Source organism: Pseudomonas sp. S34, assembly GCF_009866745.1.
Lineage (GTDB): Bacteria > Pseudomonadota > Gammaproteobacteria > Pseudomonadales > Pseudomonadaceae > Aquipseudomonas > Aquipseudomonas jessenii.
Genome location: NZ_CP019398.1, coordinates 3,737,186 through 3,753,972, shown reverse-complemented (window position 1 = coordinate 3,753,972; position 16,787 = coordinate 3,737,186). Strand labels below are relative to the sequence as shown.

General features: G+C 58.9%; 17 protein-coding genes. 9 read left to right on the top strand and 8 right to left on the bottom strand.

Features of this window, described 5'->3' with window-relative positions:
- The first annotated feature begins 1 nt into the window (after position 1).
- The 5 genes from PspS34_RS16705 to PspS34_RS16685 all read left to right on the top strand — a co-directional run bounded on the left by PspS34_RS16705 (position 2) and on the right by PspS34_RS16685 (position 6,183).
- Positions 2-3,049, top strand: coding sequence for an aminotransferase class III-fold pyridoxal phosphate-dependent enzyme (locus PspS34_RS16705; protein WP_159390198.1), 3,048 nt, complete (start codon positions 2-4; stop codon positions 3,047-3,049).
- A 200-nt stretch (positions 3,050-3,249) separates the two neighbouring features.
- The gene (locus tag PspS34_RS16700) at positions 3,250-4,038 is read left to right on the top strand and encodes an ABC transporter substrate-binding protein (protein WP_159390197.1); all 789 of its coding nucleotides are present in this window, start codon (positions 3,250-3,252) and stop codon (positions 4,036-4,038) included.
- A gap of 63 nt (positions 4,039-4,101) precedes the next feature.
- The gene (locus PspS34_RS16695; RefSeq protein WP_159390196.1) at positions 4,102-4,749 is read left to right on the top strand and encodes an amino acid ABC transporter permease; all 648 of its coding nucleotides are present in this window, start codon (positions 4,102-4,104) and stop codon (positions 4,747-4,749) included.
- Between the two features lie 10 nt (positions 4,750-4,759).
- A complete protein-coding gene (locus PspS34_RS16690) occupies positions 4,760-5,419 on the top strand; it encodes an amino acid ABC transporter permease (RefSeq protein ID WP_154861997.1) in 660 nt (219 codons plus the stop codon).
- Positions 5,416-6,183, top strand: coding sequence for an amino acid ABC transporter ATP-binding protein (locus PspS34_RS16685; protein WP_154861996.1), 768 nt, complete (start codon positions 5,416-5,418; stop codon positions 6,181-6,183). Before PspS34_RS16690 ends, PspS34_RS16685 begins: the two co-directional genes overlap by 4 nt.
- Positions 6,184-6,300: 117 nt before the next feature.
- Here the strand turns inward: PspS34_RS16685 and PspS34_RS16680 are convergent, their stop codons facing one another.
- The gene (locus tag PspS34_RS16680) at positions 6,301-7,059 is read right to left on the bottom strand and encodes a DUF899 domain-containing protein (protein ID WP_159390195.1); all 759 of its coding nucleotides are present in this window, start codon (positions 7,057-7,059) and stop codon (positions 6,301-6,303) included.
- A gap of 84 nt (positions 7,060-7,143) precedes the next feature.
- On the opposite strand from PspS34_RS16680, the gene PspS34_RS16675 reads away from it, so the two are divergent.
- Together PspS34_RS16675 and PspS34_RS16670 are read left to right on the top strand one after the other, a co-directional pair.
- Positions 7,144-8,364: a helix-turn-helix domain-containing protein gene (locus PspS34_RS16675; RefSeq protein ID WP_159390194.1), complete on the top strand. Its 1,221-nt coding sequence runs from the start codon at positions 7,144-7,146 to the stop codon at positions 8,362-8,364.
- Between the two features lie 34 nt (positions 8,365-8,398).
- On the top strand, positions 8,399-9,031 hold the full coding sequence (locus PspS34_RS16670; protein ID WP_150814606.1) for a PQQ-binding-like beta-propeller repeat protein: 633 nt from the start codon (positions 8,399-8,401) through the stop codon (positions 9,029-9,031).
- A gap of 253 nt (positions 9,032-9,284) precedes the next feature.
- Here PspS34_RS16670 and PspS34_RS16665 read toward each other — a convergent pair whose 3' ends face one another.
- From PspS34_RS16665 to PspS34_RS16645, 5 genes are all read right to left on the bottom strand, one after another.
- Positions 9,285-9,686 (bottom strand): GFA family protein, encoded by a 402-nt coding sequence (locus tag PspS34_RS16665; protein ID WP_154861993.1) that lies wholly within the window; start codon positions 9,684-9,686, stop codon positions 9,285-9,287.
- Positions 9,687-10,074: 388 nt separating this feature from the next.
- Positions 10,075-10,935: a CAP domain-containing protein gene (locus PspS34_RS16660; protein WP_154947394.1), complete on the bottom strand. Its 861-nt coding sequence runs from the start codon at positions 10,933-10,935 to the stop codon at positions 10,075-10,077.
- Positions 10,936-11,110: 175 nt separating this feature from the next.
- On the bottom strand, positions 11,111-11,776 hold the full coding sequence (locus tag PspS34_RS16655; protein ID WP_159390193.1) for an HTH domain-containing protein: 666 nt from the start codon (positions 11,774-11,776) through the stop codon (positions 11,111-11,113).
- Positions 11,777-11,795: 19 nt separating this feature from the next.
- A complete protein-coding gene (locus PspS34_RS16650) occupies positions 11,796-12,425 on the bottom strand; it encodes a hypothetical protein (protein ID WP_159390192.1) in 630 nt (209 codons plus the stop codon).
- Between the two features lie 134 nt (positions 12,426-12,559).
- The gene (locus PspS34_RS16645) at positions 12,560-13,348 is read right to left on the bottom strand and encodes an alpha/beta fold hydrolase (RefSeq protein WP_159390191.1); all 789 of its coding nucleotides are present in this window, start codon (positions 13,346-13,348) and stop codon (positions 12,560-12,562) included.
- A 129-nt stretch (positions 13,349-13,477) separates the two neighbouring features.
- Between PspS34_RS16645 and PspS34_RS16640 the strand changes: the two genes are divergently transcribed.
- A complete protein-coding gene (locus PspS34_RS16640; RefSeq protein ID WP_174245523.1) occupies positions 13,478-14,422 on the top strand; it encodes an aldo/keto reductase in 945 nt (314 codons plus the stop codon).
- A 123-nt stretch (positions 14,423-14,545) separates the two neighbouring features.
- The gene (locus PspS34_RS16635; protein ID WP_056727305.1) at positions 14,546-15,199 is read left to right on the top strand and encodes a peroxiredoxin; all 654 of its coding nucleotides are present in this window, start codon (positions 14,546-14,548) and stop codon (positions 15,197-15,199) included.
- A 134-nt stretch (positions 15,200-15,333) separates the two neighbouring features.
- Here the strand turns inward: PspS34_RS16635 and yghX are convergent, their stop codons facing one another.
- Entirely contained in the window at positions 15,334-16,221 is an 888-nt protein-coding gene (gene yghX / locus PspS34_RS16630; RefSeq protein ID WP_154908615.1) for a YghX family hydrolase, read from the bottom strand.
- Positions 16,222-16,371: 150 nt separating this feature from the next.
- Complete coding sequence (locus tag PspS34_RS16625) at positions 16,372-16,773, bottom strand: heme-binding protein (protein WP_159390190.1); 402 nt, start codon at positions 16,771-16,773, stop codon at positions 16,372-16,374.
- Between the last annotated feature and the right edge of the window lie 14 nt (positions 16,774-16,787).

Sequence of the window (16,787 nt, the reverse complement as noted above, 5' to 3'; positions counted from 1 at the left end):
CATGACAAATCTTTCCCATCCTGCCCCCCAGTTCTCGACAGGGGATGCCGAAAAACTGAGTGAGCAGCTTTTCAACGTTATCGGTACGGCCACGCCTCTGGATGGCGAGCGCGACCGCAACTACCGGTTGAATACAGGAACCGATGCCGGATGGATTCTGAAAGTCGTCAACTCGACTGAACCTCGAGTTGAAAGCGAGTTTCAGACAGCCATTCTCAGTCACCTCGCCACGCACAGTCCCGAGCTTACCGTGCCTTTTCTCAAGAAAAGCCTTGCCGGTGAATACCTGGCCTCTGCGGTAGCGCCCTCCGGCGAAACCCATGCGGTCCGCCTGGTCAGCTGGTTGCACGGAACGCCGCTTGCCGAGGTCGAGCGCACGTTCGAATTGATGCGCAGCCTTGGCCAATCGTTCGGTGAGATAGATCGTGCACTTCAGGGCTTCATGCATCCAGGCGCGGTACGTGATCTCGACTGGGATTTGCGTCACGCCGCACGTTCGAGTTCACGCCTGCATTTCGTGAAAGATCCTGGCAGAAGGGCCATTCTGGAACGCTTCATAGAACGTTTCGAAAAAACCGTTCAACCGAAGCTTTCGCGACTGCGTGCACAAGTCATTCACAATGACGGCAACGACTGGAACATCCTCGTCGATTCCCGCAATCATCAGAAAGTCTCGGGCATCATCGATTTTGGCGATGCGGTCCATACGATTCTGATTGCCGAAGTCGCCATCACCTGCGCCTATTCCATTCTCGACACGGAAGATCCAATCGGCGCGGCTGCCGCCCTCACGGCCGGTTTCCATGAGAAGTACCCTCTGCAGCCGGAGGAGCTTGACGTCCTCTTCAATCTCATTGCGATGCGCCTGGTCACGAGCGTCACCTTGTCGGCATCGCGATACGACCGAACGCAAGACAATCCCTACCTTGGCATCAGCGAAGCGCCGGCCTGGCGCCTTCTGGAAAGGATGGATCGCATGAACCCTCGTCTGGCGACTGCGATCTTGCGTAAAGCCTGTGGTTTTGACGCGATCGAAGGCGCTGGTGCGGTTCGCCGCTGGGTGGCCGAAAACAGCAAGTCCTTCGCGGATATCGTGCGTCCATCCGCTGCGACGATGAACAAGGTCATTGCTCCGTTCGGAGACGCTTCGCATGTGATGACTATCGCTTCAGCCGAGCAACGTCCAGCGCAGGCAACGAAGTGGTGGAATGATTTTTCTGCCGAACACAAGGTGCCGCTCGGTATCGGGCCATGGGGAGAGGAAAGGACCATCTACACCGACACGGCGTTTGAATCACGATTCATTGAAGGGCAGCGTCGGATCCTTCACGTCGGTGTCGACTTGATCATGCCCGCTGGAACGCCTCTCTATACGCCCGTTGCCGGTGTGGTGCAGAGCGTCGAGGTCGAGCATGAGCCGCTTGGTTATGGTGGTTTGATCATGCTCGAGCACTCGCCTGAAGGTTGCCCGCCATTCCTGACGCTGTGGGGGCATATGGCTCATGAAGCCTTGGCGCGGCTCAAGCCCGGTGACCGCCTGGAGGCTGGCGAGCTTGTGGGATACATGGGAGCGGATACGGAAAATGGCGGATGGATTCCCCATGTGCATTTTCAAATGTCTACGGACACAGCGTTGAAAGCGAGCGAATTCATCGGCGTAGGTGAACGGGCTTATCTTGAGGTATGGGCCGACATTTTTCCCGATGCATCGAGTCTCGCGGGGATTCCTCCGGAAACCTACAGCCAGGACGGACGCACCAAGGCAGAGATTGTTGCGAAGCGAAAGGAGTTGTTGCTTCCAAACCTGTCGATTTCCTATTCAGATCCGATCAAGTTCGTTCGCGGTGATGGGGTCTGGTTGATCGATAACTTTGGTAGGGCGTATCTGGACTGCTTCAATAACGTGTGCCATCTCGGCCACTCTCATCCAGATGTGGTGCAAGCGCTTTCGCGGCAGGCATCACGCCTGAACACGAACACGCGTTATCTGCACGATAATATCGTGGAGTATGCAGAGCGACTCACCGCTACCTTGCCTGAAGGTCTGGCTGTCGCTTCCTTCGGCTGTTCGGGAAGTGAAGCAAACAGCCTCATGCTGCGTATGGCGCGCAATCACACGGGGCGTAACGATGCAATTGTGCTGGATTGGGCTTACCACGGCACTACGCAGGAACTGATCGACCTCAGCCCTTACAAGTACAAGCGTAAAGCCGGTAAAGGGCGTGCAGATCATGTGTTTGAGGCGGCCGTCCCGGATGCCTACCGTGGTGTGGATCACTGGTCGTTCGAGGAACTTGGCAAGCGTTTCGCTGAAAGCGTGGCGGATCAGATTGAACTCATGCGCAAGCAGGGCAGATCCCCGGCGTTCTTTTTGGCGGAGTCCATTCCAAGTGTCGCCGGGCAACTTTTCTTCCCGGAAAACTACTTGAAAGAAGTCTATGCAATGGTTCGTGCAGAGGGCGGTCTTTGCCTGGCTGACGAAGTCCAGGTCGGCTTTGGTCGCGTAGGTAGCCATTGGTGGGCTTTTGAAACCCAGGGTGTCGTTCCCGATGCAGTGTCCATGGGCAAACCCATTGGCAATGGGCATCCCATGTCGGCGGTTGTGACCACGCGAGAAATTGCAGACAGCTTCAACAATGGCATGGAGTACTTCAATACCTTCGCCGGCAGTCCGGTTTCCTGTGCTGTAGGGCTCTCGGTGCTCGATGTAATTGAGCGCGATAACCTGAAACTCAACGCACTGACCGTTGGCAACTATCTGCTCGACGGCTTCCGTAAGTTGCAGCAGCGATACGATGCAATAGGCGATGTGCGCGGGTTGGGTCTTTTTCTCGGGATAGAACTTGTCACGGACCGCAAAACGAAAGTTCCAGCCACGGAGCTGGCCAGGAAAGTAGCCGATGGTGCAAGGGAGCGAGGCATCTTGATCGGTACTGAAGGCCCCCATGACAATGTTCTGAAAATGCGCCCATCGATGATTTTCAGTCAGAAAAACGCTGATTTTCTGCTTGAGGTCCTGGACGAAAGCTTTAAGGCCGCACTCCGGTAGATCGCAAAGGGCGGGGCGTGCGACAAGACACCAGGTTGGACGATGTGGCTCCCCGACATAGTGTCGGCCAACTCCGGCAATGTGTCAGGTTGGCTGACACCTTGCCGGGTGCTTTCCAGAAGTGCCTATGCAAGACTTTTCATGAAGGCCGGGTGAATAACCCCAAGAAAATAATAAACAATTCTTCCAAGGTGCCATCCATGCTAACTAAAAAGCTCAAGGGTTTGATTGTCGCTTCTACCGTGGCGGCAGCGGCGCTACTTTCCACTTCAGCTGTTCATGCTGATGATTTGAAGTCGATCCAGGATTCCAAAGAGATCCGTATCGCGATGAGCGGTCAATACTCTCCCTTCAGCTTTGCAAACGAGCAGAACCAGATCGTCGGATTCGACGCCTCCATCAGCGAGGCGCTGGCTGAGCGGATGGGGGTAAAGGTGACGATCATCACGACGCCATTCGACGGGATAATTGCAGGACTTCTCGCGAAGAAATATGACGCCATCGTCGCTTCGATGACCATTACCCCGGAACGCCAGAAAGCAGTGGATTTTGTTGGGCCTTATTACCACGCTGGCCGAACGATCGTAGTGAAGGACAACTCTTCGATCAAAAGTCTTGATGATCTTAAAGATGTTGTTGTCGGCGTTACCCTTGGGGATGCACACGATAAATGGGCCAGGGCCCGCGGCAACCTGAAGGTGAGAACGTACAAAGGTCTACCCGAAATGCTTGTCGACCTGGAGGCCGGGCGCATCGATGCGATAGTGATGGACAGTGTTCCGGTGTTGGTCGCCGTCAAAGAAACAGGGCAGAAGGTTCGCATCATTACTCCACCGGATAGCGATGGTGGCATTGAAGGCATGGGCATTGCCCTGCGCAAGAATAACCCTGAGCTCAAGGCGACCATGCAGAAGGCGCTTGAAGACATGCTCGCCGATGGCACCTACGAAAAGATCTCGATGAAGTGGATTGGCAACGATATCCGCTGATTCATGTTCAGCATGGCCCGACCTGTCGTCGGGCCAGCCAATCCGACTTTTCCGAGCGTTCCCATGGATCTGACTCTCATACAACGCACATTCCCGTTTTTCCTGGAGGCGGCCTGGATTACGGTGCAAATCTCTGTACTTGCTCTTCTGCTTGGTTTTCTGGTCGCAATCGTGCTGGTTGCTGCCCGGTTGTCCACTGCTCTCGCATTTCGATACCTTGCAAGACTCTACATCAGCGTTTTTCGCGGCACTCCCTGCCTGGTTCAGCTGTTCATCATTTACTTTGGTGGGCCGCAGATCGGAATTGAACTGGAGCCGTTTGCCGCAGGGGTAATCGGCTTGGGCCTGAACATCGCTGCCTACATGGCGGAATCCATTCGTGGCGCTATCACCAACGTTGACCCAGGCCAGGAAGAAGCTGCACGTTCGATTGGTTTCGGGCGTGGCCAGACCTTATGGTTTATCACGCTGCCACAAGCTGCAAAGTTGATGATCAGGCCGCTGGGAGTGAACGCTGTCGCTCTTATCAAAGGTTCTGCACTGGTGTCGACGATCTCTGTTGTTGAGCTTTCATATACAGCGCAACGCTTTATCAGTTCAACGTACAAACCTTTTGAGATTTTCATGGTGTCGGCACTGCTTTACATCGTGATGGTCTACTCGGTCAGATTTGTTGTTGACTATCTCGATAATCGCTTCGCGGCAAGGTGAGAGCATTCAGATGCAAAGCCTGGATCTTAGTATAGTTACACCCTATTCCGAGCTACTTGCGACCGGTCTTTGGTGGACGGTTGTGATGTTTGTAAGTTCCAGCATATTGAGTTTGATGGCAGGGGTAGCCTTTGCACTCATCGTTCTTTATGCGCCCAGGATCCTGGCGCTGCCCGTGCGTTTTATGACGTGGTTGCTCATGGGCACTCCACTGCTTCTTCAGTTGTACTTGATTTATTATGGTCTTGTACAAGTGGGGATTGATATTCCTGCCCTGGTGGCAGGCATCATAGGCCTCAGTTTGCACTTTGCCGTCTACAATGCCGACGTTATTCGTGCCGGTGTGGTATCGGTAGACCCTGGTCAGATTGAAGGTGCCCGCTCCATTGGTCTCAGCCGTGGACAGACTCAGCGTTACATCATCGTACCGCAGGCGCTTCGCAGGACTATTGCGCCGCTGGGAAACAATCTGATTGTCCTGTTGAAGGACACCTCTCTGGTTTCCATAATCGGTATTGCCGAGTTGGTGTACAGCGCACAACTTGCCGTGAGCGAGACCTATAGCCCGTTTGAGTTTTATCTGACTGTCGCGGTTATTTATTATGCAGCCAATCTAGTTCTCGAAGCCGGTCTGCATCTTCTCGAAAACAAGGTAGAGATGTCACGATGATCAGCAAGGAATTCATGGTTGAGGTGAAGGGCGCTCGCAAGGCTTACGGAGCACTTGAAGTACTCAAGGGAATCGATCTTTCCATATCTCGCGGACAAATTGTCGCCATCATCGGCCCAAGTGGATCTGGCAAAAGCACGCTTCTGCGGTCAATCAACCACCTGGAGGTGCTTGACGATGGCGAGATATGGTTAGAGGGTGAGCAAGTCAATCGGCCATTGAAAGGTCGTGCGTTTGAACAGCATATAAATGCTGTGCGTCAGCAGATGGGTATGGTATTTCAACACTTCAATCTATTTCCGCATTTGACCGTGTATGAAAACATCGCTCTTGGTCCGATAAAACTCAAGGGCCTTACAAAAAAAGCATCTCGTGAGTTGGCAATGGAATACTTGTCAAAAGTTGGCTTGGCCAACAAGTTCGATGAGTATCCTTCTCGCCTGTCAGGCGGACAGAAACAGCGCGTTGCCATAGCAAGGGCACTGGCGATGCAACCAAAAGTCATGTTGTTCGACGAGGCTACATCGGCACTGGACCCTGAGCTTGTCGAAGAGGTCAACCTGGTCATGAAGCAACTCGCTGCGGAGCACATGACAATGTTGATCGTCACTCACGAAATGCGCTTTGCCGGCGAAGTGGCAGACCGGATTGTCTTTATGGACGGCGGGGTTGTAGTGGAGGAGGGGGCACCGCAAGAGATCCTGCAAAACCCTGTCCAGGAACGAACCCGGTCATTCTTGAAAAAGCATCTGCACGACAGATAAGTTGCGCCTTCCCACAAATCTTGCGTGATCTTGCAAAACCTAGTCTCGCAGACAAAGCCGGCACTGGTGGACAAGCTGGCGGACGTTTTCATCGGTGGTCAGTGACAACGCTGGCGCTCACCGGTACTCATCATGCCGACGCCACCAGGGCCCCGTTTCATTGCGTCCCTTGGGCGCGCGGTCGAGCCATTGGTACATGCTCCACAATCCGTCCAGGCCCCGCGCGTAGGTGGAGTAGGTGTGATAAATCTCGCCGTCCTCCAGCACAAACGTACTCAACCCCGGCCTGTCGCGGGTATAGGTCGGCGCATCGGTGCCACAGGTCGCGGCGAATTGTTTCACCGGTTCCGGGATCTGGCTGGCGTCCATGGCATGGCCGCCGCGCTGGTAGTTGTATTCGATCAAGCCTTCGCGCTGCTGCGCTTCGGTGAAGTAGACATTGAAGTCGGCGGTGAAGTCGCTATCGGCGGCCGAGGCCCAGGGGAAGGTCCAGCCCATTCGGCGCTTGTAGGCCTGCAGTTTCGCCAAGGGTGCGCGGGATATCGCCATCAGGGTCACGTCGTGGTTCGCCAGGTGGACGACGATGGGGTCGAAGCCATCGGCGATGGCTGAGCAGGAAGGGCAGCCGGCTGTGTAGTCGGGGCCGAACATGAAGTGGTAGACCAGCAGTTGCGAGCGCCCTTGAAAGAGTTCGGCCAAGGTGGCGCTGCCGTTGTCGGTATCGAAGCGGTACGTCTTGTCGAGGTGAAACCATGGCAATGCCTGGCGTTGCCTGGCCACATCATCGCTGCGTCGGGTCAGTGCTTTTTCCGCTTCAAGCAGTTGCAAACGTGCCGCCAGCCATTGTTCCCGGGTCGCGGTTTTGTGGGTGTTCATCGTTGTACGCTCCTGGTGAAAGCTCGTGATTTAGACTAAACCCGGGTATCGAATGATGGGAGTGACAAGCGTGGCGGGATTACGATGGACTCGATGATCACGGCAGCTGCACAGGCGCTGGCGGCGGGCAATCCGCTGGGCGCACTGGACCGCGTGGCCTTGCGCGACGATGCGCCGGCCCTGGCCCTGCGCGGTATCGCCATGGCGCAACTGGGCGATCTGGTGCGGGCCAGGGCGCTGGTCAAGCGGGCGCAACGGGCCTTTGCGCCCAAGGAAGTGCTGGCCCGGGCGCGATGTGTGGTGGCTGAGGCCGAAATCGCCCTGGCTTCGCGGGAGCTCGGGTGGCCGGTCAAGGCGCTTGAAACGGCGCGGGTCACCCTTGAACACCACGGTGACCGGGTCAATGCCGCCCATGCGCGTTATCTGCAAATCCGCCGTCTGCTGTTGATCGGCCAGCTCGATGAGGCACAGCAGTTGCTGGCCGGACTCGACCCCGGCCCATTGCCACCGGCCTTGCGGGCAACCCATGAACTGGTGCTGGCGGGGATCGCTATTCGGCGCCTGCAATCGCACGCGGCGCGGGAGGCGTTGAACAGGGCCGGGCAGGCTGCCGGTCAAGCCGGAATTGCGGCGCTGATGGCTGAGGTCCAACACGCTGTGTATCTGCTCGATGCCCCTGCGGCACGCCTGATTGCCCAGGGTGAAGTACGGCCGCTGTTGCTCGATGATGTTGAAGCGTTGTTCTGTTCAACGTCACTGGTGGTGGATGCCTGCCGGTACGTTGTGCGCGGTTGTGGCATGTCGGTGTCGCTCGCGACGCGGCCGATCCTGTTCGTGCTCGCCCGTGCGTTGGCCGAGGCGTGGCCCGCCGACGTTGCGCGGGAAACGCTGATCGCCCGGGCGTTTCGTCTGAAGCTTTCGGATGAATCCCATCGCGCCCGGCTTCGCGTGGAAATCGGCAGGCTGCGTAAAGCACTCAAGCCATTGGCCGGCGTTATCGCGACAGCGCGCGGTTATGCCTTGCATTCGCCGGTGTGTACGCATGTGGTGACGCTGGCGCAACCGGTCGAGGAAAAATTTGCCGCGGTGTTTGCCTGCCTCGCCGATGGCGAGTCGTGGTCGAGTTCCGCCCTGGCACTGGCGCTGGGCACCAGCCAGCGCACGGTGCAACGGGCGCTCGATGCGCTGGCGGAGCAGGGCAAGGTGCAGTGGTTTGGCCGTGGTCGAGCGCGGCGCTGGATGACGCCGCCCGTGCCGGGATTCGCGACGACCTTGTTACTCCCGGCGCCGCTGCCCGGTGGCTAGGATGAACGGCACCAACCCCATCGAGGAATGCCAGATGAAACACGCAACTGCTGAAATCATTCGTGAATATGGCCCGTTTGCCGATGTCGACCACGTGTGCGGCGTCACCTGGGACGGCGAAAAGGTCTGGTTCGCATGCAACAGCAAAATCAACGCCCTGGACCCGGAAAGCGGCAAGGTTCTGAGCTCGATCGATGTCGCTGCCCATGCCGGCACCGCGTTTGACGGGGAGCACCTGTTCCAGATCGCCGAAGACCGCATCCACAAGATCGACCCCCGCACCGGTCGCATCCTTTCGACGATTCCTGCTCCCGGCGCAGGCGCCGATTCGGGGCTGACCTGGGCCGAAGGGACGTTGTGGGTGGGCCAGTACCGCGAACGCAAGATTCACCAGATCGACCCCGAGAACGGCAAGATCCTGCGCACCATCGAATCCAACCGTTTCGTCACCGGCGTGACCTGGGTGGACGGCGCGCTGTGGCACGGTACGTGGGAAGGCGATGAAAGCGAGCTGCGCCGGATCGATCCGCAAACGGGCGAAGTGCTGCAGAGCCTGAAAATGCCCGAAGGCGTGGGCGTGTCGGGGCTGGAGTCCGATGGTGGCGAGCGGTTGTTCTGCGGTGGCGGCGATAGCGGCAAGGTGAGGGTGGTGCGCCGGCCTGCCTGAGTGAGGCCGGGTTACCAAGTGCAACCTGTGTGGGAGCGAGCTTGCTCGCGATTGCAGAGTGTCAGGCAACATCGATGTTGACTGATTTGACGCCATCGCGAGCAAGCTTGCTCCCACAGGGTTAGTGGATGTACGCAAAATCTGCGAGCAACCGAAATCACTGTGGGAGCGAGCTTGCTCGCGATAGCGGTGGGTCAGTCGATATCAATGTTGAATGTGCTGACCTCATCGCGAGCAAGCTCGCTCCAGCCACTCAGTCCGTTCGTGGATGCTGATCGTTGATGTCGTACCAATCCGCTTTCGAGCTGACAAAAACATGTTTTTGCTTGTTTGGTCGTAACGCCGTATCCAGCGTACCGAGGGCAATCGAAATCCACTCGGAAAACGCTCCTGTCGAGTCAGTCCAGAACAGTGAAGATCCGCAGTGAGAACAGAACTGCCGTGTGACACCCCTGGACGATTCATACGTCTTCAGCGAATCTGCGCCGGTCATGATGCCAAGCGCCGAGGCGGGTGCGCTGGCATAGGTTGCAAATGCAGCCCCATGGCCCTTTCGGCATTGGCTGCAATGGCAATGGGTGACGGCTTTCAGCTCGGTCGACAAGCGATATTTGACGGCGCCGCAGAGGCAACTGCCGTGGTGAAACTCATCCATGTAAAGTCATCCGTGGATCGATAGTATTTTTCCGTCCTGCCATGTTTTCTGCTGGTCGAAATCGGTCTAAAAGCCCGGTTGGCAAATGTGTCTGTTTTGCTATCCTCAAACCTGTAGGTGAAGACGCAGACTGATGCGCAAAAGGATAGCAAGGAGACGTGGGGCGCGTTCCGAAGGGTACACGGTTAGAAAGATCCCCGCGCTGGGATCCAGCCCTTATGCCGTGTGAAGCAGAAGAGTTCCATTACAGTTTCACGACTCTTTTGTGGGAGGCCTGATAAACCTTGTAAGCCGGAGACCAGCACCGGCCACCTACTTGTTACATTCACCCACAAAGCCCGCTCAGTGCGGGCTTTTTAATGCCCGCAAGGTGGGTCCGGTCAGCGGCTCAAGGCGCGCCAAACAGCATCGTCCAGTAAACACCGTTGTCGCTGCGCGCGTTGGCGGCGTAAGCGGCACCGACCTGGGTGAACATCGGGTTCATCAGGTTGGCGCAGTGCCCGGGGCTGGCGAGCCAGCCGGCCATGGCCTTGCTGGGTGAACCTTGCCCGGCGGCGATGTTTTCACCGATCTGCCGGCCACGGTAGCCAGCGGCCCTGGCGCGGTCGGAGGGCATGTCACCGTCGGCGTCCTGGTGGGCGAAATAGTTGCCGTAGGCCATATCCTTGCTGTGGCTTTGTGCTGCGGAGCCCAAGGCTGCACTCCAGGACAGCGGCCGTGCGGCGGCGAAACGCTGGCGACCACACAGTCGCGGTTTGGCCCGGGCTGCGTTGACCTGCGCCAGCAACGCCTGAGCGGCGCTGCGTGGATCGCCGGTTTTCCCGTCGAGCACCGGCCGTGCCAGCACCACTTGCCACTCACTCCCAGCGCGGCTGACGCCGATGTCGGCGTACTGATTGTCGAGCAGTGCGGCGCAGTGCTCGTCCTGGAACATGTCGAAGGCTTCTTCGGCATCCCGTGCACCCACCACGCGGATGGACCTCACCATGGTGGCCTGATAGCCGGAAGCCTTTAACCGGTCCCGCAACCCACCGCCATAGCCAACGGGCAGGGCCAGGTTCGACTTGAGCGTCAGGGGTGATAAGCGTTGCGTCGGCCGCCGGTCGCAGCGTTGCGGATGGGCGCGATAGTCGTTGATGGCGTCTACCAGTTGCCGTTGCCCATCGGCGTGGGCGGGGCTTGCAAAAACGGGGAGCAGGGAAAACAGGCACAGCGAAGATAAGCGCAAGGCAACGACAGTTTGGCGCATGGACGGACAACTCTGATGAGATGACAACGAAGAAAGTGGGGAAAAACGCTGGGCTATGACTGGTGCCTTGAAACAAGGTTCACGGCGGGCACCTGTCTATTTGCGGGCGAAGCCATGAGTCCGACGAAGGGTGTCAGGTCGTCGGAAACCGGCAGCAACGGTTGTCACGCCAGCGCTAGGCTGGCTGATCGGTATTGCCTGAAGCAGGCTCTGTCGCGACGTCCGGGGTTTCGCTCGGACGCAACCTGAAGCGACAGACATGCCCGCCGCGCACCATGCACTCGCTGTGCTCGACTTCACCGCCGCCCAACGCGCCAATCAAGGCCAGGTCCAGTTCGCAGACCACCGGGTGGGCAGCGGCCAAGCGATGGAACACGCAGTTATGCGCGACGATTTCCGGGGGGCCGCCTGAGCGAAAAAACACCTCGGCTTCGTAGCCCGCCTGGTTCATGTGCTGGACGATCCTGGCTTCATCCACGACCTGCTGTTCACGGTCCGAAGCCAGTTTGCGGCCCATGCTGCGCATCAGCGAGGCCAGGGCTTCAGGGCCGATGATGGCAGCGACTTCATCAATCAATACGCTGGCCAGTAGCTGATAATGGCGAGGGAACTGCTCCCGCGCGTGGTCGGTGAGCTGATACAACTGCTCGGGGCGACGGCCCGTCGGCCGGGTGTCGCCGCGCAGCACCAGAGCGTCACGCTCCAGCGCCGCCAGGTGTTGGCGGATCGCCGTGCGCGTGACTGCCAGGTGCTCAGCCAACTCGTCAATGCTCATGCCGCCCCCATGGTGCAGCAGTGCGTTGAGCAGGTCCTGCTGTGTTCGGCCCAGTCCTTCCAGCATGGTGTGCCCTCGCGCGATATCAGAACTTGTCCGGGAATTGCTTGACCAGCGCGCCGGTCAAGGCGTCGGCCAGGGCCAGGATGTGCGTGCGCATCATCGCCCAGGTGCGGGCTTCGCCGGTGTAATCGTGTGCCGAGAATTCATCGATCTGGGCAACGTGGTGACCGCCATGGGCCGACAACATGTTGACCAACGTGGCTTCAGGCAGATTGGGGTTGGCGGTGGCCAGGAAAGTCGCAATCGCCTTGGCATCGCCGGTCAACTCGGTAACGGCAGCCTGCTTGCCTTTCGCGTCTTTCGCGACGGTGGCATCGCTGTAGTGTTTCACCGCGCCCCAATGACCGGCAAGCAGCTTGAGCAACTGATCGGCTGCCGGTTGGCCGTAGAGCGGGGCGATGCTGTTGGCGATTTTGGTGGCGTTGTCGACCACTTGGTCCGCCGCCACTTTGGCTTGCTTCTGGTCGGCGGATTGATTGGCCAGCGCGTAGTTTCTGATCCAGAAAATGTGTTCGACCCAAAGGTCGCGAAGGGCCAGGCGCGTGGTCAGCGCGGGGCTGTCGGCAGCGGCAGGTGAGGCGGCAGGCGTCTGGCTCCAGACCGGTTGCGCACAGAAAGCCAGCAGGAGCAAAGCCAGGATCTTGATATTCATGACGGCACCCTCTGAGAGTGGGAATGTTCGACAATATCAATATAGGCATAAAAATATGTTTTTATTCGGCGTGGGTGAACTCTCGGATTAACGGTCGTATTTCGTCATGGGAAAAGGCACCTCGCACTCAGGTTTTACAACCCTTCACGCAGACGTTTGAGGTAGTCGGGGCTGTCACTGATCGAGTTATGGCCCGACCCCGCAATGACCTGCAATGACGCCACACCACGGGTGAAGTGACTCAACAGGCGCTCGGTGCTTGAGCGCGCAATCACCTCGTCATGCTCGGCCGCGATCAACAATGTCGGCACGGTGATGCGGGCGGCGTACCGCCAGGACTGAAACTTGTCCTTCAACAACCAGCGCACCGGAAACCAGCGGAACTGACGGGCAGCGAGCCCTTCGAGGCTGTTGTAGGGCGTGATCAGCACCAGTCGCGCCGCCGGGCGCTCGCTGGCCAGGCGCACGGCCACCCCGGAGCCCAGGCTGCGTCCGACCACTGCCACATGCGGATGGCTGGCATGTACCTGGTCGAACAAGGTGATGGCATCGCGGGCAATGGCCTCTTCGGAAGGCGAGCCGGAACTCCCGCCATAACCCCGGTAATGCAGCAGATACAGGGCGTAGTCAGGGAATGCTTGGGAGAACCCGGGCAGGTTGCGCGAGACGTCTTCGGCATTGCCGCCAAAATAAATCAGCGCGTTGGGACCCTCGTGCGGTCGGATGGACACCAGCACCTGTGCGTCGGCAGTCGGCAGGGTGAGCAGCGTCGCGGCAGTCCCGACGGCGCGCGGTTGCGGGTAGTAAATCAGCGCTCGCTGGAAAACGAACAGCGCCACGCACAGCGCCAGGTACAACGCAGCGACGATGACGACGAGTAACAACAGGGTGCGCGACATTCGACTAACGTTAGTGGGCGGCATTGACTGCTCGGGGTTTGAAAATGGCTGGCGCCACAAGGCTTTCTGAGTGTAGTCAATCGACCCTTGGCGCGGGTTATCCGTATTGTCGGCGCAACAGGCCGGACCCTGGCGACTGGTGAGAAGCGTTTTATGAGCCATCCTGTGGGGTACACCCGTAGAGCAATACTCACGCTGGCTGCCGGTGCTTCGGCGGTCTTCACGTTCGGTCAGGCGGGGGCACAACCCGTGCCGTCGACGGGAACAGGAGGCAAGACCATGCAGACCCGCGCCATTCCTTCCAGCAACGAGTCCTTGCCGATCGTAGGGTTGGGCACTTATCGCGGATTCGATGTCGAGCCTTCGCAACCGGCCTACAAGGACTTGCCCGCGGTGCTGGACGCGTTGTTCGAGAAGGGTGGCAAGCTGATCGACAGCTCGCCGATGTACGGTCGCGCCGAACAGACCACCGGCGAACTGCTGTCGATCCATGAGCCGCGCTCGCCGGCCTTTCTGGCCACCAAGGTGTGGACCCGGGGCCGCGAAGAAGGCATCGCGCAGATGGAACAATCCTTCGCCCTGTTGCAGACCGACCGGATCGACCTGATGCAGATCCACAACCTGCTGGACTGGCGGACGCACCTGCCGACCCTGCGCCACTGGAAGGAAGCTGGGCGCATCCGCTACATCGGCATCACCCATTACACGGCGTCGGCCTATGAAGAGGTGGAAGCGGTACTCAAGGCCGAGCCAGTGGATTTCTTGCAGATCAACTACGCCCTGGATGATCGCGGCGTAGAGAAACGCTTGCTGCCGTTGTGCCGCGAGCGGGGAGTGGCGGTGATCTGCAACCGGCCGTTTGGCGGTGGCGGCTTGCTGGCCAAACTGAAAGATAAGCCGCTGCCAGGCTGGGCGGCGCAAGTCGGGGTCAAGAGCTGGCCGCAACTGGCACTGAAGTACCTGCTGTCACATTCGGCGGTGACCTGCGTGATTCCCGGCACCGGCAACCCGCGCTACATGGCGGAAAATGTCCGGGCCGGTTTCGGCCCGATGCTCACCGATGCCCAGCGTCAGCAACTGATTGCGCTGGTGGGCTAGCGACGTGTTCAACCCGTTGCGGCGAGTCGCCGAACCTCTCCTATACTGAGTCGCGTCCATGCCGCGGGAAGCGCATTCGCTGCCCTGACGGCGTCCCTGTCCATCACTGCAAGGAGATCGAACATGGCTATCCGCATTGGCGACGAAGCACCGGATTTCACCGCCGACACCACCGAAGGCACCCTCAACTTTCACCAATGGATCGGCGATGGCTGGGCCATCCTGTTTTCCCATCCCAAGGATTTCACCCCGGTGTGCACCACCGAACTGGGTTACCTGGCCAAACTCAAACCGGAATTCGACAAGCGCAACACCAAGGTCCTGGGCCTCAGCGTCGACCCGGTCAGTGACCACAACCGTTGGGTCGGTGACATCGCCGAGACCCAGGGCACGGCGGTGAACTACCCGCTGATCGGCGACGAAAACCTGGTGGTGGCCAAGCTCTACGACATGATCCACCCCAATGCCAGTGGCGGCGCGCGCACGGCAGTGGACAACGCCACGGTGCGTTCGGTGTTCATCGTCGGCCCGGACAAGAAGGTCAAGGCCATGCTGATCTACCCGATGAGCGCCGGGCGCAATTTCGATGAAGTGTTGCGTCTGCTTGATTCCCTGCAACTCAATGCCAAACACACCGTTGCCACGCCAGTGAACTGGCGGCCGGGTGAAGACGTAATCATCCCGACCTCGGTGTCCGATGAAGACGCGAAGAAGAAATACCCGGATGGCTTCAAGACCCTGAAGCCGTATCTGCGGACCGTGGCTCAACCGAAGTAGTCACCAACAGTCATACCGCCATCGCGAGCAAGCTCGCTCCCACACTGGATCTCCAGTGAACACAAGATCTGTGTGCGACAGAGATCCATGTGGGAGCGGGCTTGCTCGCGAAGGGGCCAGCCCCGGACTTCCAGTCAAACCAGATACTTGCGAAACCACCCCAACGTCCGCTCCCACGCCAGCTTGGCCGCCGCCTCGTCAAAGCGCGGCGTCGAATCATTGTGAAAGCCATGATTGCAGCCCGGATAAATGTAGGCCTCATAGGTCTTGCCCCCGGCCTTCAACGCTTGCTCATAGGCGGGCCAGCCTTCGTTGATCCGCGTATCCAGTTCGCCGTAGTGCAACATCACCGGGGCCTTGATCCGGGGCACTTCCTCGGCCGTTGGCTGACGGCCATAAAACGACACGGCGGCCCCCAGTTCCGGATAGGCCACGGCAGCGGCGTTGGTCACGCCACCGCCGTAGCAGAATCCGGTGATGCCGACTTTTCCGCTGGCGGCAGGGTTTTTCATCATCCATTCGACGGCGGCGAAAAAGTCGTTCATCAGCTTTTCCGGGTCGACCTTGGCCTGAAGCTCGCGGCCCTTGTCGTCATTGCCCGGATAACCGCCGACCGAACTCAGGCCGTCCGGGGCGAGGGCGATGAAGCCGGACTTGGCCAGCCGCCGGGCCACATCTTCGATGTACGGGTTGAGCCCGCGGTTTTCGTGCACGACCACCACTGCTGGTACTTTGCCGGTGGCTTTGGCCGGACGCACCAGATAACCGCGAACCTGGCCGTGGCCCTTGGGCGACGGGTAGGTGATGTACTCGGCAATAATCTCCGGATCGGTGAAGGAGACCTGCTCGGCCAGCGCATAGTTGGGGCTTAGCGCGGCGAGCAGGGCTCCAGCGGTCAAACCGCCGAAGGTAAACAGCGCCGCACGGTCGAGAAACTCCCGGCGGTTGATCTTGCCGTGGGCGTAGTAGTCGTACAGTTCCAGCAGTTCGGGGGCGAAGTCTTTTGCGGTTAGACGGGTCATGGATTCAGCTCCTCTCGTCTGGTTTAACGGGGCCCCTGTGGGAGCGGGCTTGCTCGCGAAAGCGGTCTGTCAGACAGCAATGTCTTCGACTGACACTCTCTCTTCGCGAGCAAGCCCGCTCCCACAGGGGAAAAGGGTGAAGCCAACATCTCATTTCAGGCTCTGCGCCCCGGCCTTAGCTACCTGCGCATCCTGTTCGGGCTTGACGCCCGACACCCCGACAGCACCAATCACCTGTCCATCAAAAACAATCGGCACGCCACCCTCAAGCGAAGTCAGCAAGGGTGCCGAGAGGAAAGCGTAGCGCCCAGCGTTGACCATGTCCTCATAGCTTTTCGATTCGCGCCGCCCGAGGGCTGAGGTGCGTGCCTTTTCGGTAGCGATATACACGCTGGCAGGCGTGCAGCCATCGAGGCGTTCGAGGGCCAGCGGGTGGCCGCCGTCATCGACCACCACTATGGTCACGGCCCATTGATTGGCCTGTGCTTCGGCGCGGGCGGCGGTGAGGATCTGGCCGACTTCGGCCTGGCTCAGGACAGCTTTGCGGTTCATGGGCATCTCCAGGG

Coding starts and splice junctions, on each gene's coding strand:
- PspS34_RS16705 (WP_159390198.1), top strand. CDS start 2: ATGACAAATCTTTCCCATCCTGCCCCCCAGTTCTCGACAGGGGATGCC.
- PspS34_RS16700 (WP_159390197.1), top strand. CDS start 3,250: ATGCTAACTAAAAAGCTCAAGGGTTTGATTGTCGCTTCTACCGTGGCG.
- PspS34_RS16695 (WP_159390196.1), top strand. CDS start 4,102: ATGGATCTGACTCTCATACAACGCACATTCCCGTTTTTCCTGGAGGCG.
- PspS34_RS16690 (WP_154861997.1), top strand. CDS start 4,760: ATGCAAAGCCTGGATCTTAGTATAGTTACACCCTATTCCGAGCTACTT.
- PspS34_RS16685 (WP_154861996.1), top strand. CDS start 5,416: ATGATCAGCAAGGAATTCATGGTTGAGGTGAAGGGCGCTCGCAAGGCT.
- PspS34_RS16680 (WP_159390195.1), bottom strand. CDS start 7,059: ATGAACACCCACAAAACCGCGACCCGGGAACAATGGCTGGCGGCACGT.
- PspS34_RS16675 (WP_159390194.1), top strand. CDS start 7,144: ATGGACTCGATGATCACGGCAGCTGCACAGGCGCTGGCGGCGGGCAAT.
- PspS34_RS16670 (WP_150814606.1), top strand. CDS start 8,399: ATGAAACACGCAACTGCTGAAATCATTCGTGAATATGGCCCGTTTGCC.
- PspS34_RS16665 (WP_154861993.1), bottom strand. CDS start 9,686: ATGGATGAGTTTCACCACGGCAGTTGCCTCTGCGGCGCCGTCAAATAT.
- PspS34_RS16660 (WP_154947394.1), bottom strand. CDS start 10,935: ATGCGCCAAACTGTCGTTGCCTTGCGCTTATCTTCGCTGTGCCTGTTT.
- PspS34_RS16655 (WP_159390193.1), bottom strand. CDS start 11,776: ATGCTGGAAGGACTGGGCCGAACACAGCAGGACCTGCTCAACGCACTG.
- PspS34_RS16650 (WP_159390192.1), bottom strand. CDS start 12,425: ATGAATATCAAGATCCTGGCTTTGCTCCTGCTGGCTTTCTGTGCGCAA.
- PspS34_RS16645 (WP_159390191.1), bottom strand. CDS start 13,348: ATGCCGCCCACTAACGTTAGTCGAATGTCGCGCACCCTGTTGTTACTC.
- PspS34_RS16640 (WP_174245523.1), top strand. CDS start 13,478: ATGAGCCATCCTGTGGGGTACACCCGTAGAGCAATACTCACGCTGGCT.
- PspS34_RS16635 (WP_056727305.1), top strand. CDS start 14,546: ATGGCTATCCGCATTGGCGACGAAGCACCGGATTTCACCGCCGACACC.
- yghX (WP_154908615.1), bottom strand. CDS start 16,221: ATGACCCGTCTAACCGCAAAAGACTTCGCCCCCGAACTGCTGGAACTG.
- PspS34_RS16625 (WP_159390190.1), bottom strand. CDS start 16,773: ATGAACCGCAAAGCTGTCCTGAGCCAGGCCGAAGTCGGCCAGATCCTC.